The organism is Kitasatospora sp. NPDC004531, assembly GCF_053602195.1.
In genome coordinates this window covers 48,992-59,874 of sequence record NZ_JBSGDD010000016.1, presented here as the reverse complement: position 1 = coordinate 59,874, position 10,883 = coordinate 48,992, and the positions used below count along the sequence as shown (strand labels likewise).

Here is a 10,883-nt window from a genome sequence, read left to right as displayed (position 1 = left end):
GAGATGTCTAGGACAGTGGGATTTCCCCCGGGCGGCCCTGTGCCTGCTCGGAGGCGGCGGCGGCCTCGGGTCCTTCGGCGACTGCCGGGCCGGGGGCGGCGGTGACGGCGTCGGCGGTGAGGAGGTCGGTGCCGGAGGGGGCGGCCGCGACGGCGCGCCACCAGAGTTTGACGGGGGGCGGGTCGGCCGGTTCGAAGGGCTTGCCGGGGCGGGGGACGGCCAGCGTGACACCGGCGGCCTGCGCGGCCGCCACGGTGCGTTCGGCGGGCTCCTCCCACGGGTGCGGGGCGAGGTCGAAGGTGCCCCAGTGCATCGGGAGCATCACCTCGCCGCGCAGGTCGCGGTGCGCCTGCACCGCCTCCTCGGGCGTCAGGTGCACCTCCGGCCAGTGCTCGGAGTACGCGCCGACCTGCATCATGGTGACGTCGAACGGCCCGAAGCGGCGGCCGATGTCCGCGAAGCCCGGGAACCAGCCGGTGTCGCCGCTGTGGAACAGCCGGTGGTGCTTGCCCTCCACCACCCAGGACGACCAGAGGAACTTGCCGCTGGGCCGCGGGCCGCGCGAGCAGTAGTGGCGGGCCGGGGTGGCGGTGAGCCGTAGGCCGTCCAGCTCGACCGACTGCCACCAGTCCAGGTCGACGATCCGGAACGGCTCCACGCCCCAGTGCTCCAGGTGCGCGCCGATGCCCAGCGGCACCGCGAACACCGCGTCGCCCGCCGCCAGCGTGCGGACGGTGTCCATGTCGAGGTGGTCGTAGTGGTCGTGGGAGATCACCACCACGTCCACCGGCCCGAGTTCGGCCAGCGGCAGCGGCACCGGGTGCAGCCGCTTCGGGCCGATCCAGCCGAACGGCGAGACGCGCTCGCTCCACACCGGGTCGAACAGCACCCGCACGCCGTCGATCTCGGCGAGCACGGTGGCGTGGCCCAGCCAGGTCAGCCGCAGGCCGGACGCGGGGCGGTCGGCCAGCTCGACCGGCAGCAGCCGGTGCACCGGCACCGCCGCGGCCGGGCTGCGGCGGCCGCCGTCGGTGCCCAGCCTGGTGCGCATCAGCGCCAGCGGCGTGTGGCCGTACGCCAGCGGACGGGTGGGCACCGGGTTGCGGAACGAGCCGTCGACGAAGTGCGGCGAGCTGCGCACCCGGTGCCAGCGCCCGCCGCGCGGATCGGCGCCGAAGGCCTCGGTGCGCACCCGGTGCCAGGTTTCCCGGGGCAGCGTCCGGTAGGTGCGCTTCGCGTCGCGCAGTGCGAGGCCGGCCTCGGCGGCCAGCTCACCGGCGCGCAACAGCCAGGAGACGGGGCGGGACAAGGAACCTCCACGGTAGAGCACCCGAACGGCGGCGTGCCGGGACCGCGGGACGCGGGCAGCGCCCCGCCCGGGTCGACGGCAGGCCGGAAGGCGCCGCCCGGACAACCGGGGGGCCCCGGGCGGACGACGCATCTCGAACCAGGACATTACCGTCCGAAACGCCCGGAACCAGTCGAACGGGCTCGCGACGCGCCGTTCGGAGCAACGGGCGGCGCGCCGCCGGGGAGCAACGCGAACGGACCGCCCCGGGGAGGGACGGTCCGTGCGGAAGACGCAGGTCAGGCGGGTGGAAGCGGGGGGCGGCGGGCTCAGGCGGCCGGGTAGAAGCGGGTGATGGTCTCCGCGACGCAGTGCGGCTTGGCGCTCTCCGCGCTGGAGATGGTGAAGCGGACCACCGCCTGCACCCCGCCCGGCACCTCGTCCGCCGACACCAGCACCGCCGTCGCCCGGACCGCCGTGCCCACCGGCAGCGGGGCCGGGAAACGGACCTTGTCCGAGCCGTAGTTGAGGGCCATCGCGATGTTCTCCACCGCGTAGCACTCCTTCGCCAGCACCGGCAGCAGCGACAGCGTCAGGTAGCCGTGCGCGATCGTCCCGCCGAACGGCGAGTCCTTGGCGCGCTCCGGGTCGACGTGGATCCACTGGTGGTCGCCGGTGGCCTCGGCGAACAGGTTCACCCGCTCCTGGTCGACGGTGTGCCACTGGCTGGTGCCGAGTTCGGCGCCGACGGCGGCGGTCAGGTCGGCGAGCGAGGCGAAGGTCGTCACGGGGCGCTCCACAGGTGCGACGGGGCAGGGGCCGGCCCGGCGGGCCGCCCCGCAGAGTATGCCTACTCGCCGGTCACCTGTCAGTGGGCGCCCGGCCGCAACGGCCGGGCGCCGGGCGTCACAGCGCGCCGTCGGGGACCAGCCGGCGGCCGGAGACCAGCTCCGGGGTGATCGCCACGTACTCCGGGCCCGGCTCGGGGATCCACGGGCGCAGCCCGTCCGACTCCAGCGCGGCGCGCTCGGCCGCGTCGCGCACCACCTCGGCCCGCCCGTGCACCAGCACGCTCCAGCCGCAGCGGCCCGCCGGGTCGAAATCGTCCACCTGGAACGCCGCCACCGTCCCGTCCAGCGCCCGTGCCACCCGGGTGCCGGTGCGCAGGGCCAGGATCAGCCGGCCGTCCTCGGCCAGCCGGAAAGCCACCGGCAGCACCGCCGGCAGCGCGTGCTCGGTGTACACCACACGTCCCAACGGCATGGCGCCGAGCAGGCGCAGGCACTCGGCCTCGCTGAGGGTCTCCACCCGGTCGTCACGGTCCATGAGGTCGATGGTGCCCCGTCCGACCCGCCGCCGAACAGGGCCCATGGTCCCTGAGCTGGGGCTCATCGGGCCCAATTCGGCCCGCGCCGGGGCCGCTCGGCGATACCTTGGCTCCGGTCGCGGCGCGAGCGGCCCGGCACGTCGGGCGAGGGGGCGGTACAGGTGAGCGGTGGCATCGAGCTGGTGGTGATCGGCGCGGACGGCGGCCCCGAACGCGGCCACGGCGGCTCCGCACGGGTCGCCGACGGCGCCCGCACCCTCGCCGCGGCCCTGCCCGGGCGCACCTTCGACGCCGGCACCCGGGGCAGCAACGTCACCGTGCCGCCCGCCGGCGGCGACGCCAACGCCCTGCTCACCGCGCTGCGCCAGGCCGCCGCCCGACCCGCCCGCTGGCTGGTGGTCTGCCTGCTCGGCCAGCTGGTCGCCGACCCGCGCGGGCGGCGGGTCGCGCTGGTCACCGCCGGCTCCACGCCCGACAACGCCTACCGGCGCGGCCTCGCCTGGGACTGGATCACCAGCGCCATGGTGCACGGCGAACAGGAGGAGACCCTGCTGATCGTCGACGCGGTCGCCGACCGCGACACCTGGGGCGCGCTGCTGCGCGAGGACGGCGCGGGCGAACTGCTCGGCCACTCCCGGGTGCCGCTGTGGGGGCGGATCGGACGCTGGAGCGCCGGGCGCAGGGGGCGCGACGGCGTACTGCCCGGCGCGGAGGGCTCGTTCAGCTGGGCACTCGGCCGGGTGCTGGAGCACGGCGTGCCCGGCGCGCCCGCCGCCGTCGGCCCGCTCGACCTCCAGCCCGCTGTCGAGGGCCAACTCGGCTGGGGCGAACCGGCCGCCGCCGGCGAGGCCAGACTGCTGGTGCCGCGTGACGGCGGAAGACTCCTGATGCGCAACCGGGCCGCCGTGCGGGGAGCGCTCGCCGGACTGCCGCTCTCCGATGAACTTTTGGCGGTTCTGTGGCGAGAAAGTGCCCCAACGGATCCGCCTTCCGCGTAAGGTCAGGACGCCCCGGGTGTTGCCGTTCCGGGGCAAGGTGGCGAAGAATCGACCTCCGAGCCGCCCGGAATCACCACAGGGGACGGCAGACGAGATCCGCGGCCCGGACCGCCACAGGTTCGGCCGCGACAAGGTGGGGCTATGCGGCAGCGCGTAATTCTGGTGCGCCCTAAGGCGGTTGGGATCGGCGGGCTGCTTCTGCCTTTCCTGCTGGCGGCCGTCACGGCGTGCGGCGCCGCCGAAAAGGGCTCCGCGGACCGCCTCGGCACCCCCGCGTCCGGACTGCCCCGCGCTGCCGGTTCCCCCACCGTTCAGGCCGACTCCGGCCGCGGCCCGGTGCCCGATCAGGGCGTCGAGGGAATCGAGGCGCACAACGCGGTGACGGCCTATCAGTCCTGGTGGGACGTCCGCAGCCAGGTGTTCGAGCGATCGAATTCGGACGGAACCTCGCTCAGCCAGTACGCGACCGGAAACGCACTCAGCGACGCCCAGCTTTCGCTCAACCGGCTGCACGATGCCAAACTCGTGATGACCGGCCGACCCAAGACCGCACCCGTCGTCAAAAACCTTGACCTGAAGGCGAATCCGCCCGTCGCGACGATCGACGACTGCCTCGACGTCACCGACTGGCACCAGATCGACCCCGCCACCCGCCAGACCAAGGACCCGGCACAGCGGCTGTCGCGCTATCCCGCGACGGCCGTGCTGAAGAAATACGGAAACCGCTGGCTGATCGCCGACATCACCCGTGAGGTGACCAAGACATGCTGAACTCCGCCTGGCGCGCCGCCCTCTGTGTACTGACCGGAATCGGACTGACGGTCGCCGCCGTCCCGTCCGCGAGCGCCGACGTCGTGGGGCCCTGCGGCGACACCACCGTGTGCACCGGCCACCAGGAGACCGGCAGCGCCGAGATCCCCGGCGGCGGGACGGGCGGCGGCGGCGACTCCGGGTCCGAGGAGTGCCGCTGGAACGGTCAGGTCGTGGACTGCACGATCCCCGGCTTCGACTGGTTCTCCGACGGCTGCTACTACCGGACGGCCGACCCGCAGCCGCTGGAGTCGGAGGAGGTCTGGGAGGGGAAGACCAGCAAGGACGGCGCGATCTACGACCGGTACTGCCTCGGCAACGAGGGGCTGGGCACGGTGTTCCTCGCCAAGCCCCCCGGCGGGCCGCGACCCAAGTCGCCCCGCCAGTACGCCTTCGAGGCACTCGGGAAGATCGAGATCGGGCTGCGCCAACTGCACGTCGCCCCGAGCACCGACGCCGTGGTCGGCTCCCCGGTGTGGCTCTGGTTCGACCCCGCGAAGGACTTCACCGGCCCGCTCACCGGCACCGTCCACGCCCCCGCCTACGACGTGATCACCACCGTCACCCTCAAGCAGGTCGTCTGGCACGTCGACGACGGCCCCGCCGGCTCCGGACGGATCCGGGACGTGGTCTGCGCGGACGCCGGGACGCCCTACACCGCCGGTGGGACGCCCAGTTGCAGCCACACCTTCACCGCCAGCTCCGCGCAGATGGACGGCCACGCCTACACGGTGCGGGTCAGCCTGCTGTGGCGGGTCACCGCCCACACCTCGACCAATGTCGACATCGACATGGCGGACTTCACCTGGCGCACCGACCTCAAGGACCCGGTGCTGCGGATCCCGGTCAACGAGGTCCAGGTACTCAACTGACCGGCCCGGCCGTCTCCGGGCACTGACGTTCCATCACGAGTGAGAGGCCGCGAAGCGGTGGAGAACCGAAGCATGCCGACCCCGCCGCGCCGTCTCGGGGTGCGCCGGCGCAGGCCCGCCGTGCTGGCGATGGCCGCCGCGCTGATCGCCGCCGGCGGGCTGGGCGGGGCGGTGCTGTACAACAGCAGCGGGCAGCGGATCGCCGTCCTGGCGCTGGCCCGCGACGTCCCGATGGGCCAGGTGATCGGCGCCGACGACCTGGTCGTCGCGCACATCGCCGGCGACCCCGCGCTGCGCCCGCTGGACGCCCGCGACCTGGAACACACCGTCGGGCTGCGCGCCACCACCGACCTCAAGCGCGGCGCGCTGCTGGTCAAGTCCGACCTCACCAGCGACCCGGCCACCCAGCCCGGCCAGCAGATCGTCGGCGTCGCCGCCAAGCGCTCCCAGCTGCCCGCCACCCGGCTCCAGCCCGGGCTCCAGGTGCTGATCGTCTACACCCCCGACAGCGCCAAGGCCGACGGCGCCACCACCACCCGCACCCCCGAGACGATGGCCGCCACCGTCGCCGGAGTCGGCCGCGCCGACACCGACGGCAGCACCGTCATCGACGTCGCCGTCGGCCCCAACGACGGCCCCAGGCTCGCCGCGTGGGTGGCCGGCGGCAAGTTCCAGGTGATCCTCGCACCCCGAAACGCCGGGGGCTCCTGATGACCGTGGTGGCCGTACTCGGCGGGCCGGGGGCGCCCGGGGCCACCAGCAGCGCCCTCGCCCTGCTGCTGTCCTGGCCGCTGCGCCCGGGCCGGCGGGTGCTGCTCGCCGAGTGCGACCCCGACGGCGGCGCGATCCTGGCCGGCGCGCTGGAAGGCCGCGTCGAGGCCGTCTACGGGCTGCGCAACCTGGCCGTCGCCGACCGGCGCGGACTGCTCGCCCAGACCCTGTGGGAACAACTCCTGGACGTCTCCCCGCAGGGCACCGGCGAGCGCCTGCTGCTGCCCGGCCTCACCGACCCCACCCAGGCACCCGGCCTCGCCTACACCTGGGAGCCCCTGGTGGAGGCGCTGCGGGCGCTCGAACCCGAAGGCTACGACGTCATCCTCGACCTCGGCCGCTCCGGTGCCAACGGCCCGATGGCGGTGCTCGCCCGGCGCGCCGACGTGGTCGCCGCGACCGTCCGCACCACGCTGCGCGGGCTGTCCGCGGCCCGGCCCCGGCTGGCCGCGCTGCGCGAGGACCTCGACACCAACGGCACCGGCTCCGACAGCCTCGGGCTGCTGCTGGTCGCCGAAGGGCCCTACCCCGAGCAGGAGGTCTCCCGGCAGTTCCACCTGCCGGTCCTGGGCGCCCTCGCGCACGCCCCGCGCACCGCCCGGGTGCTGTCCGACGGCGGCGACACCACCGACCGGCGGTTCATCCGCTCCGAGCTGATGCGCACCGCGCGGACCACCGCCGACCGGATCCAGCACCTCGCGGACGGGCGGCGCCGCCGCCTCGGCCCGCAGCCCGGCCGGCCCGCCCAGCCCGTCCCGGCGCGGCCGCCGCAGCAGCAACTCCCGCCCCAGCCACCGCAGCCGCAGGCCTACCCGGCGGCGGCCCCGCAGCCGCCGACACCCCAGCAGGCCGTACCCTCGCAGCAGATGACGCAGCAACAGATGACGCCGCCCCAGGTGACGCACCCGCAGGTCGCGCCGCCCGCCGCACCGTTCGCGCAGCCGCCGACGGTGACCCCGCCGACCGGCCAACCGCCGCTCGGCCAGCCGGCGTTCGGCCAGCCGGCGTTCGGCCAGCCGCCGTTCGCCGCCGGGCCGGTGGGCGGGCGGCCCCAGCAGCCCTACCCCCAGCAGACGCACGCCCAGCAGCCGTACCCGCCGCAGGGCTGGCCGCAGCCGCAGCAGCCCGTCCCGCCGCAGCACCCGCAGCCGCAACGGCCGCAGCCCACCGGGCAGTTCACCGGCGAGTGGCCGATCCGGACGGAGAGTCCGCCGCCGATCTCGTACACCGCGCCGTACATCGCGCCGCCGGTGGCGCCGCAGCCGCCCGCGCCCGCGCCGTTCCCCGGGCCGTTCGCCGCGCCGGTCCCCGGGCCGTTCCCCGGGCAGGACGAGGAGCCCGAGGACGGCAGGGGGGAGGCGCACCGTGCGCGCTAACCCGTACCAGGGGCCGCCGCCGCACCAGGCCGGCCAGCAGCCCGTCAACGGGCAGGTGGTGTACGGAGGTTCACCCGACGCCGCCGGACTGCCGTGGGCCAGGCCGGTGGTGCCCGGGCCGGTGGCGCCGCTGCCCGGACCGGTGGCGCCGGTGGCCGCCGTGCCCGCGCTCGCCGCCGCCGGGGCGGTCCCGGCCGTCGACCCGCAGGTGGCACGGGAGTTGAAGCGGCAGGTCGCCGCCGAACTGCACCAGCAGCTGTCCCGGCTCAACGAGGCCTCCGGCACCGAGGCCGACCGGGCCACCCGCCGCCAGCGCGGCCGGGCCCTGATCGAGGAGTCCGTCGCCCGCTGGTCCGACGCCTACGCGCAGACCCACGGCATCCCGCCCACCCGCGAACAGGACCGGGCCCTCTCCGAAGCCGTCTACGACCTGCTGTTCCGGGCCGGCCGGCTCCAGCCCTACCTGGACGACCCGGAGATCGAGAACATCCTGATCAACGGCTGCGACGACGTGTGGGTCTCCCGGGTGCACCAGCCGCTGCGGCAGGTCCCCCCGGTCGCCGACACCGACGAGGAACTGATCGAACTCCTCCAGGACCTCGCCCGCCAGCACGGCGGCGGCGAACGCAGCCTGTCCACCGCCAGCCCGATGCTGGCGCTGCGCCTGGAGGGCGGCATGCGCCTGCAGGCGATGACCGAGGTCACCCCGCGCCCCTACGTGGCGATCCGCCGCCACCGGGTGGCCAGCGCCAACCTCCGCGACCTGGTCCAACTCGGCACCGTGGACACCACCCTGGCCGCGTTCCTGGCCGCCGCCATCCGGGCCCGCAAGAACGTCATGATCACCGGCACCCAGGGCGTCGGCAAGACCAGCCTGCTGCGCGCGATGGCCGCCGAGATCCCGCCCGACGAGCGGATCGGCACCCTGGAGTCCGAGTTCGAACTGTGGCTGCACACCCTCGGCCACCTCCGCCAGGTCGTGCCCATGGAAGCCCGCGAGGGCAACGGCGAACGCGTCGACGGCCGCCTCGCCGGCGAACTGACCATCGGCGAACTCATCCCCGCCGCACTGCGCATGACGCTGTCGCGGATCATCGTCGGCGAGGTCCGCTCCGGCGAGGTGGTGCCGATGCTGCGGGTGATGACCAACGGCGAGGGCGGCTCCATGTGCACCCTGCACGCCCGCGGCCCGCACATGGTCGTCGACCGGATCGCCGAACTCTGCCTGGAGTACGGCTCCCACATGACCGACAGCCTGGCCTACCGGCTCACCGCCAACGCCATCGACTTCATCGTGCACGTCACCATGGTCGACGAGACCGCCGTCGGCGGCCGCCGCCACCGCTTCGTCTCGCACGTCCTGGAAGTCGCCGGACTCGGCGAATCCGGACGGCCCGCCATGAACACCGTCTTCGGGCCGCGCCCGGAACTCGGCGAGGTGCGGGCCGTCCCCGTCACCCCGCCGCACTGCCTGGACGACCTGCGCCGGGCCGGCTTCGACGCCGGGCTGCTCGCCTCCCCCTACGGGACCTGGGGCGCGCCGCTGAACCTGCGGATCGGGGGGATGCGCTGATGATCCTGTACGTGCTGTGCGGACTGCTCGTCGCCGGCGGCCTGGTGGCCCTGGTCACCGGCCTGGTCGGCCGGCGCCACGACCCCGAGGAACGCGCCAACCCGCTCGAAGGGCGGCTGCACACCCTCTGGTACGGCGCGCCCGGCACCGCCTCGCCCGGCGTCGCCCGGCTGCGCCGCGTCCAACTCGCGCTCGCCCTGCTCGGCGGCCCGGCCGGCTGGCTGTTCACCGGCATCCCGCTGGTCGCCCTGCTGGTGCCCGCCGCCGTCTTCGGACTGCCCTGGCTGTTCGACGCCACCCGCTCCGACACCCGCCGGATCGAACGCCTGGAAGCCCTCGCCGAGTGGACCCAGCGCCTCGCCGACGTGCTGCTGCTCGGCGTCGGCCTCAACCAGGCCATCGTCACCAGCCGCCGCACCGCCCCCGCCGCCCTGGAGACCGAGATCACCGACCTCGCCGCCCGCCTGCAGGCCCGCTGGCGCCCCGAGGACGCGCTGCGCGCCTTCGCCGACCAACTCGCCGACGCCACCGCCGACAAGGTGCTCGCCGCCCTGCTGCTGCGGGCCGGCGACAGCGGCCCCGGCCTCGCCCGGGCGCTGGCCGACATGGCCGAATCGGTCCGCGAGGAGGTCCGCCAGCGCCGCACCATCGAAGCCGACCGGGCCAAGCACCGCACCACCATCCGCTGGATGGTCGGCATCATCCTGCTGGTCGTCGTCCTCGGCTCCCTCAACTCCCGCTACACCGAGCCCTACACCACCGGCGTCGGCCAACTCGTCCTCGCCGTCGTCGCGGTGGCGTTCGTGCTGGTGATCGCCTGGATGCGCTCACTGGCCTCCTACACCCCGCTGCCCCGCGTCCTCGAACAGGACCGGCGCTCCCGGGCCGGCCGGATGCCCGGACAGCGCACCGGCGAGGAGAACGCCGCCGCCGAGACCACCGGCGACGACACCGACCCGCTGGTCAAGGGGGCCCGATGATCTCGCCCTGGGCCGTCCTGGCCGGCGCCGCCGCAGCCGGCGGCCTCGCCCTGCTGCTCGCCGAACTCCGCCCCGCCCCACCGGACCTGGGCCAGGCCCTGGACCGGCTGCACCGCACCCCCGAACCGCGCCGGGACACCGCCGACGAAGGCGCCGACCCCTGGTACGACCGGGTCGGCACCCGCACCCTGCAGCTGCCCGGCGTGCGCATCCCGCAGCAGGAACTCGCCCTGATCGGCCGCAGCCCCGCCCGGTTCATGGCCCACAAGGTGCTGTTCGCCGCCCTCGGACTCGCCCTGCCCGGCTGGTTCGCCGCCGTCGCCGCCCTGTTCGGCGACGGACTGCCGCTCGCCGTCCCGCTGCTGGTCGGACCGCTGCTCGCCGCCCTGCTCTGGTTCGTCCCCGACGGCATCGTGGCCGGCGAGGCCAAGGAGGCCCGCACCGAGTACCTGCACGGCATCGCCGCCTACCTGGAACTCGTCGCCCTCGAACGCGCCGCCGACTGCGGACCCGCCGAAGCGCTGCGCCGCGCCGCCGCCGTCGGCCGCGGCACCGTCTTCCGCCGGATCCGCGACGCCCTGGAACGCGCCGCCACCGACCGGCTGCCGCCCTGGGACGGACTCGACACCCTCGCCCTGGAGTTGGGCCTCACCCCGCTCCAGGACGTCGCCGACATCATGCGGATCTCCGGCGTCGACGGCGCCGCCGTGTACGACACCCTGCGGGCCCGCGCCAAGAGCCTGCGCGGCGAACTGCTCTCCGAGGAACTCGCCAAGGCCAACACCGACAGCGAACGGATGGTCGCCCCCGGCTCCGCGCTCACCCTGCTGATGACGGTCCTCATCGTCTTCCCCGCGCTCTACCAGATGCTGACCGTCCAATGACCCC

The 10,883-nt window shown here is 74.7% G+C and carries 11 protein-coding genes; 8 read left to right on the top strand and 3 right to left on the bottom strand.

Annotated elements, in window-relative coordinates; genetic code table 11:
* Positions 1 to 7 precede the first annotated feature (7 nt).
* The 3 genes from ACWEMJ_RS10115 to ACWEMJ_RS10105 all read right to left on the bottom strand — a co-directional run bounded on the left by ACWEMJ_RS10115 (position 8) and on the right by ACWEMJ_RS10105 (position 2,614).
* The gene (locus ACWEMJ_RS10115; RefSeq protein WP_452136518.1) at positions 8 to 1,309 is read right to left on the bottom strand and encodes an MBL fold metallo-hydrolase; all 1,302 of its coding nucleotides are present in this window, start codon (positions 1,307 to 1,309) and stop codon (positions 8 to 10) included.
* Between the two features lie 308 nt (positions 1,310 to 1,617).
* Positions 1,618 to 2,076 (bottom strand): MaoC family dehydratase, encoded by a 459-nt coding sequence (locus ACWEMJ_RS10110; protein WP_452136517.1) that lies wholly within the window; start codon positions 2,074 to 2,076, stop codon positions 1,618 to 1,620.
* A gap of 118 nt (positions 2,077 to 2,194) precedes the next feature.
* Positions 2,195 to 2,614 (bottom strand): pyridoxamine 5'-phosphate oxidase family protein, encoded by a 420-nt coding sequence (locus ACWEMJ_RS10105; protein WP_452136516.1) that lies wholly within the window; start codon positions 2,612 to 2,614, stop codon positions 2,195 to 2,197.
* Positions 2,615 to 2,776: 162 nt separating this feature from the next.
* On the opposite strand from ACWEMJ_RS10105, the gene ACWEMJ_RS10100 reads away from it, so the two are divergent.
* The 8 genes from ACWEMJ_RS10100 (at position 2,777) to ACWEMJ_RS10065 (ending at position 10,879) form a co-directional block, all read left to right on the top strand.
* A complete protein-coding gene (locus ACWEMJ_RS10100; RefSeq protein WP_452136515.1) occupies positions 2,777 to 3,613 on the top strand; it encodes a hypothetical protein in 837 nt (278 codons plus the stop codon).
* A 141-nt stretch (positions 3,614 to 3,754) separates the two neighbouring features.
* Positions 3,755 to 4,384 carry a hypothetical protein gene (locus ACWEMJ_RS10095; protein ID WP_452136514.1) on the top strand — a complete coding sequence of 210 codons (630 nt, stop codon included), beginning with the start codon at positions 3,755 to 3,757 and terminating at the stop codon, positions 4,382 to 4,384.
* Entirely contained in the window at positions 4,378 to 5,295 is a 918-nt protein-coding gene (locus ACWEMJ_RS10090) for a hypothetical protein (protein WP_452136513.1), read from the top strand. The genes ACWEMJ_RS10095 and ACWEMJ_RS10090 overlap by 7 nt, the downstream gene beginning before the upstream one ends.
* 72 nt (positions 5,296 to 5,367) lie before the next feature.
* Positions 5,368 to 6,006 (top strand): SAF domain-containing protein, encoded by a 639-nt coding sequence (locus tag ACWEMJ_RS10085; RefSeq protein ID WP_452136512.1) that lies wholly within the window; start codon positions 5,368 to 5,370, stop codon positions 6,004 to 6,006.
* A complete protein-coding gene (locus ACWEMJ_RS10080) occupies positions 6,006 to 7,442 on the top strand; it encodes a hypothetical protein (protein WP_452136511.1) in 1,437 nt (478 codons plus the stop codon). Before ACWEMJ_RS10085 ends, ACWEMJ_RS10080 begins: the two co-directional genes overlap by 1 nt.
* Complete coding sequence (locus ACWEMJ_RS10075) at positions 7,432 to 9,015, top strand: CpaF family protein (protein ID WP_452136510.1); 1,584 nt, start codon at positions 7,432 to 7,434, stop codon at positions 9,013 to 9,015. The genes ACWEMJ_RS10080 and ACWEMJ_RS10075 overlap by 11 nt, the downstream gene beginning before the upstream one ends.
* Positions 9,015 to 9,995, top strand: coding sequence for a type II secretion system F family protein (locus ACWEMJ_RS10070; protein ID WP_452136509.1), 981 nt, complete (start codon positions 9,015 to 9,017; stop codon positions 9,993 to 9,995). Before ACWEMJ_RS10075 ends, ACWEMJ_RS10070 begins: the two co-directional genes overlap by 1 nt.
* A complete protein-coding gene (locus ACWEMJ_RS10065) occupies positions 9,992 to 10,879 on the top strand; it encodes a hypothetical protein (RefSeq protein WP_452136508.1) in 888 nt (295 codons plus the stop codon). The genes ACWEMJ_RS10070 and ACWEMJ_RS10065 overlap by 4 nt, the downstream gene beginning before the upstream one ends.
* The last annotated feature ends 4 nt before the right edge of the window (positions 10,880 to 10,883 follow it).

Bases quoted from the DNA above. Each gene is read 5' to 3' on its own strand.
- ACWEMJ_RS10105 (WP_452136516.1), bottom strand. From the start codon at position 2,614: ATGGACCGTGACGACCGGGTGGAGACCCTCAGCGAGGCCGAGTGCCTG.
- ACWEMJ_RS10095 (WP_452136514.1), top strand. From the start codon at position 3,755: ATGCGGCAGCGCGTAATTCTGGTGCGCCCTAAGGCGGTTGGGATCGGC.
- ACWEMJ_RS10090 (WP_452136513.1), top strand. From the start codon at position 4,378: ATGCTGAACTCCGCCTGGCGCGCCGCCCTCTGTGTACTGACCGGAATC.
- ACWEMJ_RS10085 (WP_452136512.1), top strand. From the start codon at position 5,368: ATGCCGACCCCGCCGCGCCGTCTCGGGGTGCGCCGGCGCAGGCCCGCC.
- ACWEMJ_RS10080 (WP_452136511.1), top strand. From the start codon at position 6,006: ATGACCGTGGTGGCCGTACTCGGCGGGCCGGGGGCGCCCGGGGCCACC.
- ACWEMJ_RS10070 (WP_452136509.1), top strand. From the start codon at position 9,015: ATGATCCTGTACGTGCTGTGCGGACTGCTCGTCGCCGGCGGCCTGGTG.
- ACWEMJ_RS10065 (WP_452136508.1), top strand. From the start codon at position 9,992: ATGATCTCGCCCTGGGCCGTCCTGGCCGGCGCCGCCGCAGCCGGCGGC.